The 16,557-nt window shown below is 47.6% G+C and carries 14 protein-coding genes; 5 read left to right on the forward strand and 9 right to left on the reverse strand.

The annotated features are described in order from the left end of the window. The first annotated feature begins 60 nt into the window (after positions 1 to 60). A complete protein-coding gene (locus tag ACQ29O_RS11200; RefSeq protein WP_000023781.1) occupies positions 61 to 780 on the forward strand; it encodes a FadR/GntR family transcriptional regulator in 720 nt (239 codons plus the stop codon). A 177-nt stretch (positions 781 to 957) separates the two neighbouring features. On the opposite strand, the gene ACQ29O_RS11205 is transcribed toward ACQ29O_RS11200, so the two are convergent. From ACQ29O_RS11205 to hglS, 4 genes are all read right to left on the reverse strand, one after another. Continuing rightward, positions 958 to 1,533 carry a YceI family protein gene (locus ACQ29O_RS11205; RefSeq protein ID WP_001024327.1) on the reverse strand — a complete coding sequence of 192 codons (576 nt, stop codon included), beginning with the start codon at positions 1,531 to 1,533 and terminating at the stop codon, positions 958 to 960. 195 nt (positions 1,534 to 1,728) lie between these two features. After that, on the reverse strand, positions 1,729 to 3,384 hold the full coding sequence (locus ACQ29O_RS11210) for a glucan biosynthesis protein D (protein ID WP_020936985.1): 1,656 nt from the start codon (positions 3,382 to 3,384) through the stop codon (positions 1,729 to 1,731). Positions 3,385 to 3,603: 219 nt separating this feature from the next. Continuing rightward, positions 3,604 to 5,112, reverse strand: coding sequence for a carboxylesterase/lipase family protein (locus ACQ29O_RS11215; RefSeq protein WP_000933988.1), 1,509 nt, complete (start codon positions 5,110 to 5,112; stop codon positions 3,604 to 3,606). A 48-nt stretch (positions 5,113 to 5,160) separates the two neighbouring features. Then, positions 5,161 to 6,504 (reverse strand): 2-oxoadipate dioxygenase/decarboxylase HglS, encoded by a 1,344-nt coding sequence (gene hglS / locus ACQ29O_RS11220; RefSeq protein ID WP_000024100.1) that lies wholly within the window; start codon positions 6,502 to 6,504, stop codon positions 5,161 to 5,163. 292 nt (positions 6,505 to 6,796) lie between these two features. Here hglS and ACQ29O_RS11225 point away from each other — a divergent pair, with 292 nt between their 5' ends. Next, positions 6,797 to 7,720: a LysR substrate-binding domain-containing protein gene (locus tag ACQ29O_RS11225; protein ID WP_000414259.1), complete on the forward strand. Its 924-nt coding sequence runs from the start codon at positions 6,797 to 6,799 to the stop codon at positions 7,718 to 7,720. A gap of 60 nt (positions 7,721 to 7,780) precedes the next feature. On the opposite strand, the gene ACQ29O_RS11230 is transcribed toward ACQ29O_RS11225, so the two are convergent. The 3 genes from ACQ29O_RS11230 to ACQ29O_RS11240 all read right to left on the reverse strand — a co-directional run bounded on the left by ACQ29O_RS11230 (position 7,781) and on the right by ACQ29O_RS11240 (position 11,000). Next, positions 7,781 to 9,406, reverse strand: coding sequence for a methyl-accepting chemotaxis protein (locus ACQ29O_RS11230; RefSeq protein WP_000528488.1), 1,626 nt, complete (start codon positions 9,404 to 9,406; stop codon positions 7,781 to 7,783). Positions 9,407 to 9,574: 168 nt separating this feature from the next. Continuing rightward, positions 9,575 to 10,693 carry an S-(hydroxymethyl)glutathione dehydrogenase/class III alcohol dehydrogenase gene (locus ACQ29O_RS11235; protein WP_000842141.1) on the reverse strand — a complete coding sequence of 373 codons (1,119 nt, stop codon included), beginning with the start codon at positions 10,691 to 10,693 and terminating at the stop codon, positions 9,575 to 9,577. A gap of 31 nt (positions 10,694 to 10,724) precedes the next feature. Continuing rightward, positions 10,725 to 11,000 (reverse strand): metal/formaldehyde-sensitive transcriptional repressor, encoded by a 276-nt coding sequence (locus ACQ29O_RS11240; protein WP_001120770.1) that lies wholly within the window; start codon positions 10,998 to 11,000, stop codon positions 10,725 to 10,727. 522 nt (positions 11,001 to 11,522) lie between these two features. Between ACQ29O_RS11240 and steB the strand changes: the two genes are divergently transcribed. Continuing rightward, positions 11,523 to 11,924: a type III secretion system effector SteB gene (gene steB / locus ACQ29O_RS11245; protein ID WP_001540100.1), complete on the forward strand. Its 402-nt coding sequence runs from the start codon at positions 11,523 to 11,525 to the stop codon at positions 11,922 to 11,924. Between the two features lie 128 nt (positions 11,925 to 12,052). Here steB and ACQ29O_RS11250 read toward each other — a convergent pair whose 3' ends face one another. Next, positions 12,053 to 12,769: a hypothetical protein gene (locus ACQ29O_RS11250; RefSeq protein WP_001576085.1), complete on the reverse strand. Its 717-nt coding sequence runs from the start codon at positions 12,767 to 12,769 to the stop codon at positions 12,053 to 12,055. 425 nt (positions 12,770 to 13,194) lie between these two features. Between ACQ29O_RS11250 and sseJ the strand changes: the two genes are divergently transcribed. Beyond that, positions 13,195 to 14,421 carry an SPI-2 type III secretion system effector SseJ gene (gene sseJ, locus ACQ29O_RS11255; RefSeq protein WP_001131426.1) on the forward strand — a complete coding sequence of 409 codons (1,227 nt, stop codon included), beginning with the start codon at positions 13,195 to 13,197 and terminating at the stop codon, positions 14,419 to 14,421. 120 nt (positions 14,422 to 14,541) lie between these two features. Here sseJ and ACQ29O_RS11260 read toward each other — a convergent pair whose 3' ends face one another. Then, entirely contained in the window at positions 14,542 to 14,886 is a 345-nt protein-coding gene (locus ACQ29O_RS11260; RefSeq protein ID WP_253336053.1) for a DUF1294 domain-containing protein, read from the reverse strand. A 907-nt stretch (positions 14,887 to 15,793) separates the two neighbouring features. Between ACQ29O_RS11260 and ACQ29O_RS11265 the strand changes: the two genes are divergently transcribed. Further along, a complete protein-coding gene (locus ACQ29O_RS11265; protein WP_000949374.1) occupies positions 15,794 to 16,555 on the forward strand; it encodes a transporter substrate-binding domain-containing protein in 762 nt (253 codons plus the stop codon). Positions 16,556 to 16,557 lie beyond the last annotated feature (2 nt).

The following is a 16,557-nucleotide window of genomic DNA, read 5'->3' on the forward strand; positions in this document are numbered from 1 at the left end:
TCTTAAAAGAGAATTGTTATATAATAAAGCACTTCAGCGACATCTTAACGGATACCCATCTTGAGCATAAAATCCATTCAAAAACAGAATGTTGTAAATGAAATTTATGATCAGATAAGTAGCAAACTGCTGGACGGCAGTTGGGCGCCGGGTAGCCGTTTGCCCTCAGAAGTGGAACTGACCGCCTCATTTAACGTCAGCCGGGTCAGCGTTCGCAGCGCAGTACAGCGTTTTCGTGACCTGGGGATTGTGGTGACGCGTCAGGGCAGCGGCAGCTACGTGAGCGAAAACTTCACCCCGCAGATGTTGAGTAACGATCCCCGCCCAATCATGCACCTTAGCCGCGAAGAGTTTCACGATATGATGATTTTTCGTCAGACCGTGGAGTTCAAATGCGTGGAGCTCGCCGTCACACACGCCACCGATGATGACATTCGCCAGCTCGAGGAAGCATTGAACAACATGCTGATCCACAAAGGTGATTATAAAAAATACTCGGAAGCGGACTACGAGTTCCATCTGGCGATTGTCAGGGCATCGCACAACAGCGTGTTCTACAACGTGATGAGCTCGATTAAAGACATCTATTACTACTATCTTGAAGAGCTTAACCGTGCGCTGGGTATTACCCTTGAAAGTGTGGAAGCCCATATCAAGGTCTACATGTCGATAAAGAATCGCGATGCCAGCACGGCCGTCGAAGTGCTCAATGAAGCGATGTCAGGCAATATTATTGCGATCGAAAAAATCAAATCTACAGAGACATCAGGGACAAAATAACCGTTGGTTACAAGCTCAAGTAGTAGAGCAATTTAACATATCTGAATCCGAAATAGTTGCCATCAACTATTTAGTGACATAGTCCCACTTTAAAATCGTGGCAGTGCGGCCTGAAATCAGCGAAGCTTCAAATAGCCAAGCCCCCTTAACATACAATAATTTTCATCATCATTCCCTTTATTGCTTAACCGCTTCTGCCTGAATTTTTATATCGACAACTTTCGTCATCCCCATATCGACCAGATAATCTACCCCCCACTGGGTGCGATCTATTTGCGTGACAAAATCACCACCGCAAACCTGCGCCTTGAATATCGGGCTCATATAACAGCCAAACTTGGTGGTGGTTAAGGTGACGGGCTTCGTTACTCCCTTCATTGTTAGCAAACCGTCAATAGAAACCAGTTTATTATCTTCAAAATGCCATTTTGTTGATTTAAATACCATTTCTGGATATTTTTCCGCATCCAGAATATCGCTACTGCGAATATGGTTATCAAACGCATCCACCCCGGTATTTAAGGCGCTCACGGGAATCGTCACGCGCATCTCTGCATCTTGCTTTTCCGGCTGATATTTCAGTTCGCCGCTAATAGCATAAAACCCGCCATGATTGGTTGAGGTCTGGAAATGATCGATATTAAATACCGCATTGGTATGCGTATTATCAAATTTATATACATCTGCATGAGCAGCACTTAATAAACCCAGAGACAGGACAACACCAAGAAAGCTCTTTTTCATTATATTCACTTTATATCTTAAATAAGGTGAAGCTATCTTAATGTTCCCTGTCCGCAGGATCGAGAGGGATAAACAGGAAGGACTGTTGCAAAAATAGAACGATGGAAAGGCCGTGTCACAAAAACAGCGGCTCACGAATGAGTTTATGTCAGGGCTATTTCCGGAACCTGTACCGCCTTTGTGGCGGTACAGAAGGCAAACTGACTAACGCATGATACGATCGTCGACATAACGGCGCTTATCCGGCGCGGGCGGGAAATACTGATACAGCCAGGTTTCGCTGATAGCTTCCCCCTGGCAGCGCAGGAACATACGCATATCCACCGGTGCCGTAGAATCCGAGGTCGGATACCAGTCAAACTGGATACGATAACCGTCGAAAGGCTCGACGTAGAGGATCTCAATCTGCTTCGCCTCGCCACTGGAAAGCGTAATCACCGGCTCAATGCCTTTTGGCGCGGCCGCTTTCAGATCGCCGCCGACAAAATCAATAGCAAAACGGCGCGCCCATTTATCCGGGTAATGTTCGCCCGGCGCCCAACCTTCGGGAAAGCCGCCCATCCCTGTACGGGTCGCCATGACCCGCGCAAGCGGAGATTGTACCGGCGGCTGCGCGCTCCAGTACAAACGATAATTAAACGCCAGCGTATCCCCGGCTTTGATCGCTTTTTCCGGCTGCCAGAAACAGACCACATTATCCAGAGTTTCGCCAGTGGTTGGGATCTCCATCAGGCTAACTGCGCCTTTCCCCCACTTACTACGCGGCTCCACCCACAGGCTCGGACGTTTGTTGTACCAGCCCATCACATCCTGATAATGCGAGAAATCGCGATCGAGTTGCAGCAGGCCGAACCCTTTTGGGTTATCGTCCATATATGCATTGAACTGCAATTTCTGCGGATTATTCAGCGGGCGGCAAATCCACTCGCCGTTACCCCGCCACATCGCCAGCCGATCGGAGTCGTGAATTTGCGGGTGAATGGTGTCGCATACCCGACGTTCATTATTCCCACAGCTAAACATACTGGTCATCGGCGCAATGCCAAGTTGCTTTATATCTTTACGGGCGTAGAGATGGTTTTCTACATCCATGATCACCTGCGATTTTTCGCAATGAATCACAAATTTATACGCGCCCGTCACGCTAGCGCTGTCCAGCAGAGCGTAAACGGTAAACGTAGTATCGCCCGGCTTCGCGGTGTCAAACCAGAATGCGGTGAAGTCAGGGAACTCTTCCTGACCGTCAGTATAGGTATCTATCGCCAGCCCGCGAGCCGACAGGCCATACTGATAAGTATCATCTACCGCCCGGAAATAACTGGCGCCCAGGAAGGAGACGACATCGCGCCGCGCCAGTTCCGGCGCTTTAAAGACACGGAAACCGGCGAAACCGAGATCGCTCTGCCCTTCCAGTTGCGTCGTATCGACGCCGGCATCGTTGTATTTAAACAGTTCCGGGCGAAAATGAATCTCGCGAGCAAGATGCGTCGTCGTATCAACGGAAAACATGCGTACGCGACGACGAAAGCCCATCCCTACGTGGAAAAACTGAATATCGAGCTGCCGGTTGGCAACACCGTTCCAGAGTGAATGCGCCGCGTCATACTGAATGCTGTTATAGGCCTGCGGCGTCAGATTGGCGAGCGTATCCGGCAAGGGTCCCGGCGCGCCGCCCCAGGGCTTTTTCGCTAACGCCTGGGCCATTGATTGCAGACCAGCAAAATCAAAACGGACAATTTTACCATCCGCAATATCGGATTCCGCGGCAAACACCGCCTGAGAAAAGAGTGAAGCAATACCGCTGGAACCGCACACGGCGGCCATTGCCATTGAACCTTTAATAAATCGTCTACGATTCATACCTGAAAATGAGTCCTTCTGGTCTTGTGAATGGTCCCGCGCTGGTTTTTTCAGCAGCAAGAATGTGCCCGTTTCTGACCGCTCACTCTAGACAAAATTCATTAATAATCCAATTGTTGGTCGCCTGGAAACTGTGCAAAAGCGTAAATATTTTATGTCGATAAGAACCGACCGAATCGGATGTAAACCTCACGCAGCATTCTTCAGGTTATGAAAAGTTTATTCCAGACTAACGTGATGTTTCATGACTCGTTTAAACAGCGCCAGACGCGCACGCATAAAGCGGTTTTCCACTTTAAAACCGGCAAGTTTGTTCAGCCCAATCCGCAACAGACGATCTCGCCCCCGAATGCTGGCGGGCCAGCGAACCGGGCCGTGCAGCACGTCGCGCGTGCGGCTGGCATGACGAGCGAAATTCACCCAGTAATCCGCCACCTGCGAGGCAAAGGCCAGGTCATTCTCATTCACATAATGGCATGTGGGCTCAGCCCGCGTTAACGTATCGAATACATACGGTATTTCATTGCCATGACAGGCGCCATTCGCGTAGGTGTTATGCTCCGCCTCGGCGACATAATCAAACCAGTAACGCCAGCACGGTTCGCCGATCCGCTGCTGCGCTTGCATGACGACATAACCCAACGTGGTAAATACCATATCCCGACAGACCTGCCGCCCTAGCGCTTCGTCGCCTTTCACTCCAGGATAAAGCAGCCGGATTAACCCCAGGCCAACACGCCGCTCACGGCGCATTTTTTGAATTTGACCGGCAATATCGACGCCAAAAACAGCCAATACGCTGGCTTCATCGCTATTCGAGCCGATCATCACCGGTATTGGATGCTGTTTCGCCGCAAAGAAGGTTTCCAGCATCGGATGCGGCAGCACGACGTCGCCGGAAATCGGCGTCGGCGCAATTTTAAAAGGCGCGTCCAGCGGCCAAAACGTCTCTGCCGGTAAAGCGCGTAGCTGTTCGGCAGTGGCATGGGCTAAACCAAGATGTTCCGCCAGCGCAACGCCTTTTTTTAGCGCCACCTCGCGGGGCGTATCCGGCAGCGTATAACCACTCTGAATAATCGCTTTATGAAAAAGCCCCTTCGCCAACGGCGAAGCCATCAACGACAGCACGCTGCGGGCGCCGGCGGATTCGCCAAATAACGTCACATTCTGCGTATCGCCGCCAAATGCGGCAATATTGTCCTGCACCCAACGCAGCGCAGCGATTTGATCGAGTAAAGCGAAATTATGAATACACTCCGCCCCTTCGCCTTCCAGCGCCGGATGCGCGAAAAAGCCCAGATGGCCAAGCCGATAATTGACCGTCACCACGATTGCGCCGCGCTTCGCCAGCGCCTGACCGTCATAGGGCGGCAAACTCCCCGCGCCAATGGTGTAACCGCCGCCGTGTAGCCAGACCATGACCGGCAACGGTTCATGACGCACGGCGGGAGCCCAGACGTTCAGATAGAGACAGTCTTCGGAAAAATTTCCCGGATCGCCGCCGCCGAGTTCGCGACACCAGGTAATATCCTGCCAACTGGCGCAGGAGAAACAATCCGCCTGGCGCACATCCTGCCAGGGCGTAACAGGCTGCGGCGCACGCCAGCGTAGCTCCCCTGTTGGCGGCGCGGCATAAGGTATACCGCGCCAGATATGGGTTTCTTCCTGTACGACGCCCACGATTTTACCGTGACGCGTCGCCACCAGCGGGATGGAGGGATTCAACATAACGCCTTCCTTTTACAGTATCCTCACAGCCTGTGAAGCTTACCGCTTTTAAAGCAGACCGCAACGGCGTTTACTGCGTTCTTCCGCTTCCTGATATAACGAAAATTCATCCCGTACAGCACATCCCAGCGCCTGTTCAAAGGCGTCGCGGCTGGCATTGCCGTGGCTTCTGGCCAGCGTTTCATTTCCCAAATTCGACTGAAAAATGCCGGCTGCGCTGACCGGAAGAAAATCTTCATAGGTAATCGGCTGCGCGATTACCCAACCGCGCTCAATAAGCGGCTGCGGATCGTCGCCAGGATGGATCGCCTGACGATGCGCCTCACCGGAAGGCGTTAAGCGATAGCGGAACCAGGCAAGCCCCTGCTGGCGAAGCAGAAATTCGCTATCCGGAAAGGCGTTAAAGACCTCCCGCAAATGGAGTTGATGCGTGAAGTTATCCTTACCCGTTCCCGCCTTGTGCAACAGCTCGTCATATAATCGACGACCTTTTGGCGTCAGCGCGACGCCACGTTGCTCAATTTCGCCGAAGCGCGCCGTGTGCGTACCCTGCTTTTCATCAACGAAGAGCACCTGCTCTTCCAGGGCTTTGAAACTGGTTTGCCGCAACAGAATAGGCACTTCGCGGCGAGGCGGACCTTCGATAAGAGTTTTAGGCGTAATGCCGCACTCCGGCATCATGGCCTGTACCCGGTCGATATCCAGAGTACGCGGCGTCAGATGGTTAATGTGACATCCCGGAAAACAGACCACGTCGGCAATTAAACGATGCTCACGATGCAGGCTGCGGTACGTTTCTTCATCAACGGTAGCCTGACGATGCCAGCGAAAAGTCTCCAGCGTTTCACGGACAAATTCTTCGGCCTGAGCAGCACTAAAACCGCCCTGCTCGTCGTACTCATCCAGCAATTGTCGGCAGCGCGATGTAAAAATATCCCGCTGCGATAAGATTTCCGCCGCCCGCTGGCGTAATGCCGCGTTTTCAATGAGCTCCAGGCGTAATAGCGAAGTGAACATGCGAAAGGGATTACGCGAGAGCGAAGCCTCGTCAATGGGACGAAATGCCGTGGAGTGCACAGGCACGCCCGCCTGAGAGAGATCGTAATAACTTACTGGGTACATCCCCATGATGGCGAATATCCGACGCAAGGTAGAAAGTTCTTCTGCGGTGCCAACACGAATGGCGCCATGCCGTTCCACGTTCAATCGCGCCAGTTCATCGGCATTAGCCAACTGCTCATGCAGTTTGGGATTATTTTCCAGCACCGCCAGATTCACGTCAGCCACAAGTTCCAGTAACGTACCGTACTGCGGAACTTCCTGCTGGTACATTGCCGACATTGCCTGCGAAAAGTGTTCCCGAATCTCATCTGCCGTGATGGTGTTCGCCATAATGTCATGCCTCCAGTGAATGTTACCTGGAGTGTAGAAAACCTCATCCATTCCGGGGAGAAGAATTTATAAAGTGTGTTCCGACCTGAATTCATTATGCAGAACGGATTGACATGAGCTGGCATATCCCCGACCAGATCGCGGCTTAACACGCTTAACGGCAGTTGAATCATCAGTAAAATAAAACAGTTGTAACTTGAAATGGTAAAATGTTAATAATATTTTGCTATCAGGTTATCAAAAACAAACAACTTTACTTGTCACCCGCACGGCTCTGTTTTTAACATCGCTTATGGAAAAAAATGGTCTGTTTAGTCAGCGCATTCGGTTGCGCCACCTTCATACATTTGTAGCCGTTGCGCAACAGGGAACTCTGGGGCGCGCGGCTGAAACTCTTAACCTGAGCCAGCCAGCGCTTTCTAAAACGCTGAACGAACTGGAACAACTCACCGGAACCCGTCTGTTTGAACGCGGGCGACTGGGCGCGCAATTAACGGTTCCTGGCGAACAATTTTTGACTCATGCGGTAAAAGTATTAGATGCATTGAATACCGCCGGGCAGGCGCTGAATCGCAAAGAGGACGCCAGCGCCGATGTGGTGCGTGTTGGCGCGCTCCCCACCGCTGCGCTGGGTATACTCCCGGCGGCTATTGGGCGGTTCCATCAACAGCAAAAATCGACCTCGTTACAGGTCGCGACCATGAACAATACGATGTTGCTTGCGGGTCTGAAATCAGGCGAGATCGATCTGGGTATTGGCCGCATGTCAGACCCGGAATTAATGGGCGGTTTAAATTACGAACTGCTGTTTTTAGAATCGCTTAAATTAGTGGTACGCCCCGGTCATCCCCTGTTACAGGAGACGATCACGCTCAGCCGGGTTATGGAATGGCCGGTAGTCGTCTCGCCAAAAGGCACGGTACCGCGCCAGAATGCGGAAGCCCTGTTGCAAAGCCAGGGGTGTAAAATGCCTGCCGGATGTATCGAAACGCTATCCGCATCGTTATCACGACAACTGACCGTAGATTACGATTACGTCTGGTTCGTCCCCTCTGGCGCGGTTAAAGAAGATCTTCGCCAGGCGACGCTGGTCTCATTACCCGTGCCGACCCAGAGCGCGGGCGAGCCGATAGGTATTCTTACGCGAGTTGATATCCCGCTCTCAACCGGGGCGCAAATGCTGATTGCGGCGATCCGTAAATCGATGCCGCTGTGATAGCGGCTGTCGGAGAATAAACGCGCCCGCGGCTAAAATAGCCCGCTGGCGCGACGCTTACTAAAGGAAGGATGATCGCATCGTCGCGCCAGTATCCTGTAAATGAAACGCATCAACGGCTTGCGTCAAGCGGGCGGCCTGTTCTTCAAGCGAAGCCGCCGCCGCGGACGCCTCTTCGACCAGCGACGCGTTTTGTTGCGTAACCTTGTCCATCTCAGAAATCGCCTGACTGACCTGAACAATACCGCGACTTTGCTCATCAGAGGCTGCCGCGATATCGAGCATAATATCGGTGACGCGTTTGACGGCATCCACAATCTCATTCATGGTGCTCCCCGCAGCGATAACCTCTTCAGATCCTTGTTCAATCAGGCTGACCGATGCGCCGATCAAGCCTTCAATCTCTTTTGCCGCCTGCGCGCTGCGACTGGCGAGGGTACGAACCTCACTGGCGACCACCGCAAAACCGCGTCCTTGTTCCCCGGCGCGTGCCGCCTCGACCGCCGCGTTCAGCGCCAGGATGTTGGTCTGGAAAGCGATACTGTTAATGACGACGGTAATTTCCGAGATTTTTTTCGAGCTGGTGGAAATATTCCCCATCGTTTGTACGACCCCGGAAACCATCTGGCCTCCGCGGCTGGCTTTACCGGAAGCATCTTCCGCCAGTTTGCTGGCGTGATGCGCATTATCCGCATTCTGCTTAACGGTTGCCGTCAACTGTTCCATACTGGCCGCGGTTTGTTCAATGGCGGCAGCCTGCTGTTCAGTACGAGAAGATAAATCCGTATTACCAGCGGTAATTTCGCTGGTGCCTCGATAAATTTCCTCCGCCCCCTGACGCACCGCCCCTACCGTTTGTTGCAACGCATGCTGCATCTGCTGAAGATGATGACTCAGGCGACCAATTTCACTGCGTCCTGTGGGCTCGTCAGCCATGGTCAGATCGCCGGCCGCAATGCGTTCGATACGTGACGCAGACTGCTGCAAGGGTTGTATCACCGTGCGACGCAGCACCATGAAGGTCATTAACGTCAATACCAGCGCCAACGTAAATGCGCCAATCATAAACATCATACCGAGTCGGGTACGTTGGTAAGCCTGCTCGCTAAGTAGTCTTGCCCGCTCGGTGCGCAGTTCAATCGCTTTCAACAGGACATGGTTATATGCTGCATCCAGTTGTTTTGCCTGCTCGTTTTCATGATTAATGATCGCTTCGAACATGCCATTTTTGGCAAATTTCAGCATCGGTTGCAGGCCGTTGATATAGGCGGTGTAGCGGGCGTTTAACTCGTTATCTAACGCGTCATCGGCGGGTGTTTTCACCGCTCTGGACATATAAGCGTTAAAGCCGTCCTGAGACTGCTTGATCCGCGTTTCCGCAGCGGCAATATTGGCTTTCATTTCATCCATTTCAGCAATCCGGCTCGCCGCGCCAGCGTGGATCATATTGATACGTGCGGTACGTAAGTGGTTAGCGCTGTTGGATAATCCCATCCGTACCTGAATCTCGTCCGTGACATCACGCTGATCGCGATCGGCTTGTAACAGAAAATAGCCTGCCAGCCCGGCGCTCAAAGCAAAAAGAAGAAGGATGCCACCGAGAATGGAGGAAAACAGCGGAACCAGCCGAATATGATGCAGGAAGCCCAGTTTATGCGAGGCTTGCATCGAGAATGTGTTGCCCATGACCGTCGACTCTCTTGTAGGTTTTATGCGTAAAACACGCCCGTTAGATAGTCATCGGCACTTCGTGACGTTTGCTTATCGCGAAAAGCATCGCCTTCGTCACATTTTCACAACATTCATTCCAGAAAATTCAGAAAAGTGCCAGCGGAAAATCCGCTGGCGGATGAATCAGTTATCGCCAAAGTGGATAACAGTACGGATGGATTTACCCTGATGCATCAGTTCAAAGGCATCGTTAATCTGCTCCAGCGGCAGGCGGTGAGTAATAAAAGGATCTAAACGGATTTTACCGTTCATCGCATCTTCGACCATCCCTGGCAGCTGCGTGCGCCCTTTCACGCCGCCAAAGGCGGAGCCACGCCAGACGCGACCGGTCACTAGCTGGAAGGGACGGGTTTTGATTTCCTGCCCTGCCCCCGCTACGCCAATAATAATGCTTTCGCCCCAGCCTTTATGACAACATTCCAGCGCTGCTCGCATCACGTTAACGTTGCCGATACATTCAAAACTGAAATCTACGCCGCCATCAGTAAGCTCAACAATAACGTCCTGGATCGGTTTGTCGTAATCATTCGGATTAATAAAGTCCGTGGCCCCCATTTCGCCCGCCAGCGTAAATTTTTCCGGATTCGTGTCGACAGCTAAAATACGCCCGGCTTTAGCCTGAACCGCGCCCTGAATAACCGCCAGCCCAATACCGCCTAAACCAAAAACGGCAACGGTGTCGCCCGCTTTCACTTTAGCGGTGTTATGGACGGCGCCAATACCAGTCGTCACGCCGCAGCCCAACAGACACACTTTATCCAGCGGCGCCTGCGGGTTCACTTTCGCCAGAGAAATTTCCGCGCAAACGGTATATTCGCTGAACGTGCTGGTTCCCATATAGTGATAAACGGGTTCGCCGTTATAAGAAAAGCGGGTAGTGCCATCCGGCATCAGCCCTTTTCCCTGAGTGGCGCGTACGGCCTGACAAAGGTTAGTTTTACCGGACTTACAGAACTTACACTCGCCGCATTCCGCCGTATACAGTGGAATAACATGATCGCCGGGTTTCAGGCTGGTGACCCCCTCGCCGACCTCGACTACCACGCCGCCGCCTTCGTGACCCAGGACTGCCGGGAATACGCCTTCCGGATCATCGCCGGAAAGGGTAAAAGCATCGGTATGGCAAACGCCGGTATGAGTGATTTTGACCAGAACTTCGCCTTTTTTCGGCGGCGCAACGTCAATCTCGACAATTTTTAACGGCTGACCGGGACCAAAAGCAACTGCTGCACGTGATTTCATATATCTCTTCCTGTTACGGTGAGGGAAATTGTTATTTTAGATAAGCGCGAAGAAGATGGCCGATTTCCGCCATCCGAACCGCGCGCTGATCTGGCGTAGTCTCCCCGCTGACCAGCTCATCTTTCAGATGGATTTCAACCATTTCACTCATCAGGCCATTAGACGCGCCGCGCACGGCGGCAATCTGTTGCAGAATCGCCAGACAAGGTTCGCCAGACTCAAGCGCCCGCTCCAGCGCTTCGACCTGCCCGCGTATGCGACGAACACGGGTAAGGATACGTTTTTTATCTTCAGGTGAATGCGGCATTCGACCTCCATATACTATAGGGGGGTATACTATCAGAATTTTATGTTTATGTAATTGTAAAATTACACACAATATAAAAATCAATAGCTTATAGATTTCCGGCATAGACCATCAAGAATCAGTTCACATTCAGCATATTCAGCTCATGGGAACTTTTTCAGGCCACAGACAATAAACACCAAAGCTTTCTTTCTAAGCTGCAATGTTCTGCCCGACTGGGGCACAGAGGTAATGCCGGTAAATCCAGTCCCATTACCCAGAAGTAAATATTTGCTTAATAGTTTTTATTTACTCACCAGGTGGTAATGAATAAAGGTTATGATATGCAGATGTCAGTCTTGTAAGAACGTAACATCACAACTGCGATACACCGCCGACGGGTAGCGAAAATATCTTAACCCTGTGTCTTTCCAGGCTTAGTCAATGTGGACAAAAAATCAAATGAGCGTTATTTGAAAGATTTTTAATACCCAAAAGCGTCATCATTATTGTTAATTTGAAACCAATCTCAGGTAATAATCCATGCCTATTTCGATTTGTAAACATGGTGCTCCTTTTGTTGTTCAACATGAAAATCGGTACGGTTCCGGTGCAAGTCAGTCATCATCACTTTCAAAATCAATCCGCCATATTAGCAACTCTCATGAGGAAATAAAATTTATAAGTTGCTATAGTGCAAATGGAGCCTGTTTTTCCAATGCACAGATGCTAGCCAATGCCTCAGGGAGGCCTGTTATAGGTTACTATGGGAAAATAAATAAGTTAACAGCCAGTCTGGATAATAGCGGTCGTATATTCCGCCCACAGCATAAGCTTGCGGCCAATATTTGTTATGTAGGTAATCGGCTTCTGAGCGCTCCAGTTCAACTTGGGTTTGGCCTGAAACATCTGCTAACCTGTCACTCAAATGGTAATGTCAGATAAAGTGTCATGCCATGTCCTTCCCGGCATTGCTATTCCACATCCTACAGATATGGGCGCTCAGTTCTTTCCTCAATCGTTGCTATGGGAAGTTCTGCCGTCATTTCACGCTCTTGCCAACCAGCATTTTATTAAAGCCTGACTTTTACCAGAGTAATTTCATAAGAGTGCCCATCTTCTGGTCTAAAAATAATAAATCTATTGTTATTTTTAGTAAAGGATTTCGACAAAATAAAACTATCATGATATCTGGCCAGGACGTAGTACCAGCCTCCATCATACAATATCATTTCGTATTCTTTCTTTAATTGTGGTTTATAGATCCCAACAAAAAAAGAAAATATAAAAAAATATATAATAAAACCAAGCATAACTATAGTGAAACAATGCCTTCGCACCCAACTGAGTTGCGTAAAACAAATCACCGGCATCAATTTACTATAAAAACGCATCCCCACCGATAAGCATAAAGCCACCAGTAAAATGATAAAAAAAAGCTCCCACAAAAACGATTCTGTTAAGAGAGAAAACTCGATAACAATTGGAATAAAGAACAAAACCGCTGCCAAAAAAAGACGTAAAAAGCTAAGGTCGTGGATACGTACTTTTTGCTTTACTAGAAAAAATAATAGAATACCCACTCCCCACGCTATTATGAATATAGCCATCAGGCTAATCGCATGGAATAGACTTCGGGCAATGTTGTCAGGGCCGACGCCTACATACCACCACGGGAAACCATAGTACGCGGAGACGCCCCAGCCATAAAAATAGGCGCTTCCCCATCCCAAACCACCTAAATAGGCCAAAAGCATCGAAGAGTTTTTAATAATTGAATCATCATTCATTATAGTTAACTCACTTAAGAAATATTTAATATGAAAATAGAAATCAAAATGTCACATAAAACACTAGCACTTTAGCAATAATAGTCGGATGATAAGTTTGTCTGTTTTTCCTGAGTATCAAGCCAGCTCATACTCACGCCAGCATACTAAAATCAGGAGTGGCTTCTTTTTTAGATCTTTGCCTTAGCCAGGCGCACACTCAATAATGATAGCAGTCAGATAATATGTACCAGGTATTAACCTCACGTTGTTGATGATATATTTACTTCGTTGAAAAACAATAAACATTGTATGTATTTTATTGGCGACGAAAAACTGTTAAAGAAGCGTAATTCCATATACACCATTTACCTGATTACTTTTCTTGCTAATATTTGCTAATTAATTATTTGCTAAAGCGTGTTTAATAAAGTAAGGAGGACACTATGCCATTGAGTGTTGGACAGGGTTATTTCACATCATCTATCAGTTCTGAAAAATTTAATGCGATAAAAGAAAGCGCACGCCTTCCGGAATTAAGTTTATGGGAGAAAATCAAAGCATATTTCTTTACCACCCACCATGCAGAGGCGCTCGAATGTATCTTTAATCTTTACCACCATCAGGAACTGAATCTAACACCGGTACAGGTTCGCGGAGCCTACATCAAACTTCGAGCCTTAGCGTCTCAGGGATGTAAAGAACAGTTTATTATAGAATCACAGGAACACGCCGATAAGTTGATTATTAAAGATGATAATGGTGACAATATTTTATCTATTGAGGTTGAATGTCATCCGGAAGCTTTTGGTCTTGCCAAAGAAATCAATAAATCACATCCCAAGCCCAAAAATATTTCTTTGGGTGATATTACCAGACTGGTATTTTTTGGCGACAGCTTGTCTGACTCCTTAGGGCGTATGTTTGAAAAAACACATCATATCTTACCCTCCTATGGTCAATACTTTGGCGGAAGGTTTACTAATGGATTTACCTGGACTGAGTTTTTATCATCTCCACACTTCTTAGGTAAAGAGATGCTTAATTTTGCTGAAGGGGGAAGTACATCGGCAAGCTATTCCTGCTTTAATTGCATCGGTGACTTTGTATCAAATACGGATAGACAAGTCGCATCTTACACCCCTTCTCACCAGGACCTGGCGATATTTTTATTGGGGGCTAATGACTATATGACACTACACAAAGATAATGTAATAATGGTCGTTGAGCAACAAATTGATGATATTGAAAAAATAATTTCCGGTGGAGTTAATAATGTTCTGGTCATGGGGATTCCCGATTTGTCTTTAACACCTTATGGCAAACATTCTGATGAAAAAAGAAAGCTTAAGGATGAAAGCATCGCTCACAATGCCCTGTTAAAAACTAATGTTGAAGAATTAAAAGAAAAATACCCCCAGCATAAAATATGCTATTACGAGACTGCCGATGCATTTAAGGTGATAATGGAGGCGGCCAGTAATATTGGTTATAATACGGAAAACCCTTATACTCACCACGGCTATGTACATGTTCCCGGGGCTAAAGACCCTCAGCTAGATATATGTCCGCAATACGTCTTCAACGACCTTGTCCATCCAACCCAGGAAGTCCATCATTGTTTTGCCATAATGTTAGAAAGTTTTATAGCTCATCATTATTCCACTGAATAAAGTTCCATCGGCTGCGGTACGCCTTGAGCAAAACACAGCTCAATATCATAGTGCCGGTGGTATGAAAATATGATGCTATCTTTGCTGCCGATTGGTCAATAAGTGATACATAGTCTATGTTCAGTAAGACAAAAATGGATAGGGTCGATAAATCGCCACCGTAACTAAAATACTCACTATCACACTGACAATAAAGTATGTTTTGAATGGCTGCTTTTGCGTTTTATGACGGAAGAGTTGTTGACCAACAATCGCCCCAGGCCACTCACCGACAACCCCAAACACCAACAAAGTGGATTCCGGCACTCTGCGCCAGGTTTTACGTGCCGCCGTTTTGTCTATACCGTAGATCGCCAGCGTTAGCACATTGGCGAGCAGGAACCACATCGCGACGGGATGCGATGTAAAAATGCTTCCGACCGCAGCGAAGATCAGGAGTAAATAACAAAAGCGGTTAAGATACATATCATTATGTCATAGCAATAATTAGGGGTATCGGAGCCCATTATACGCGATACATGCGCCTATGTGATGTAGAATTTTTTTTCACTCAGCCAACGAGTCATTAAGGATTCATTTTTAATTACCATGGTAATCATAAGGTAATTAACGGCTGTGAACACGATTAAAATGGGTAAAGCCACCGAAAATGTTATCACCTTAATCGTTGCCAGGATAACTTAATGAAGAACCCTCTTTATTGCTGTTTGTTATCCGGTTGTCAGTCTCAGTTTTGGATTTATTAATCGTATTTATATTTATTACATAAGATGTACGATGTTAATTTGAGAATTTTATCTCAACAACCGTATATATTCAGATATTTCTGAATTAAGATTATCATCGATTAAAACAAGTTAACGTTTTGATAAACATAACAACATCGTCAAAAATCCTGACTTGTTGTCGTTTGTTCATGAGACAAATAATTTATATGCTTGTAAATATAGATAGCACGCAAATCAACTTAGCTCAAAAAATGTATTTGACAAGAAAAGATAAGTCTTTATATTGGCCCTGGATAGAGTGGTAAGATGATAATTAGAGACATGAAAGGCACCGTCACTGAAGCATTTATCTGCTTATCATGTAAATATGTATGCGTAAATGGAGCATAAACTATGTCCAGTATACTAATGTCTATGGTATCTTTACATTTTCACCTTTCATGGTGTCGCTGCACTCATATCCAGTTGATATCTTATGGTATATTCAATCCATTCCCTTTGATGATTCCTGTCAAACCTCCTGATTAAATTACTTAACAGCGATGGAATACATAACGTTAAGTACTTTACGCCTGCAAATGTCAGGCTCACGCCCTAATGCTTAATTTATAATACGCATTACCTTACTACAGGAAATAGATAGCATGTTATCCAAAAAATTTGGCTTATCGATGATAGTGTTGGGAATAATGTCGTCTTCAGCGTTTGCTGATAGCATCGTTGAAGGGAGAACACTCAATGTCGCAGTATCACCAGCCTCTCCCCCTATGTTATTTAAAAGTGCTGATGGCAAATTGCAGGGGATAGATCTGGAGCTTTTTTCGTCTTACTGTCAGTCACGGCATTGTAAGCTAAACATCACCGAATATGCCTGGGATGGAATGCTTGGCGCAGTGGCGAGTGGTCAGGCAGATGTAGCATTTTCGGGAATTTCAATCACAGATAAACGTAAGAAAGTTATTGATTTCTCTGAACCTTATTACATCAACTCTTTTTATCTGGTCAGTATGGCCAATCATAAAATAACGCTCAATAACCTCAATGAATTAAATCAATATTCTATTGGATACCCTCGAGGAATGGCTTACTCCGACCTTATCAAAAACGATCTGGAGCCCAAAGGATACTACTCGTTAAGTAAAGTAAAATTGTATCCAACCTATAATGAGACGATGGCTGATCTAAAAAATGGCAATCTTGATCTGGCTTTTATAGAAGAGCCGGTTTATTTTACCTTCAAAAATAAGAAAAAGATGCCGATAGAAAGCCGTTATGTTTTCAAGAATGTTGATCAGCTTGGCATTGCCTTTAAGAAAGGCTCTCCCGTGCGCGATGATTTCAACTTATGGCTTAAAGAGCAAGGGCCACAAAAAATATCTGGCATTGTCGATAGCTGGATGAAATAGTA

This window comes from Salmonella sp. GDC200615 (genome assembly GCF_050574145.1).
GTDB classification, from domain to species: domain Bacteria; phylum Pseudomonadota; class Gammaproteobacteria; order Enterobacterales; family Enterobacteriaceae; genus Salmonella; species Salmonella enterica.

Excerpts from the sequence above, each read along its gene's own strand:
- ACQ29O_RS11260 (WP_253336053.1), bottom strand. The coding sequence starts at position 14,886 with ATGTATCTTAACCGCTTTTGTTATTTACTCCTGATCTTCGCTGCGGTC.
- steB (WP_001540100.1), top strand. The coding sequence starts at position 11,523 with ATGCCTATTTCGATTTGTAAACATGGTGCTCCTTTTGTTGTTCAACAT.
- ACQ29O_RS11250 (WP_001576085.1), bottom strand. The coding sequence starts at position 12,769 with ATGAATGATGATTCAATTATTAAAAACTCTTCGATGCTTTTGGCCTAT.
- ACQ29O_RS11225 (WP_000414259.1), top strand. The coding sequence starts at position 6,797 with ATGGAAAAAAATGGTCTGTTTAGTCAGCGCATTCGGTTGCGCCACCTT.
- ACQ29O_RS11240 (WP_001120770.1), bottom strand. The coding sequence starts at position 11,000 with ATGCCGCATTCACCTGAAGATAAAAAACGTATCCTTACCCGTGTTCGT.
- ACQ29O_RS11235 (WP_000842141.1), bottom strand. The coding sequence starts at position 10,693 with ATGAAATCACGTGCAGCAGTTGCTTTTGGTCCCGGTCAGCCGTTAAAA.
- hglS (WP_000024100.1), bottom strand. The coding sequence starts at position 6,504 with ATGGCGAACACCATCACGGCAGATGAGATTCGGGAACACTTTTCGCAG.
- ACQ29O_RS11215 (WP_000933988.1), bottom strand. The coding sequence starts at position 5,112 with ATGTTGAATCCCTCCATCCCGCTGGTGGCGACGCGTCACGGTAAAATC.
- ACQ29O_RS11230 (WP_000528488.1), bottom strand. The coding sequence starts at position 9,406 with ATGGGCAACACATTCTCGATGCAAGCCTCGCATAAACTGGGCTTCCTG.
- sseJ (WP_001131426.1), top strand. The coding sequence starts at position 13,195 with ATGCCATTGAGTGTTGGACAGGGTTATTTCACATCATCTATCAGTTCT.
- ACQ29O_RS11210 (WP_020936985.1), bottom strand. The coding sequence starts at position 3,384 with ATGAATCGTAGACGATTTATTAAAGGTTCAATGGCAATGGCCGCCGTG.
- ACQ29O_RS11265 (WP_000949374.1), top strand. The coding sequence starts at position 15,794 with ATGTTATCCAAAAAATTTGGCTTATCGATGATAGTGTTGGGAATAATG.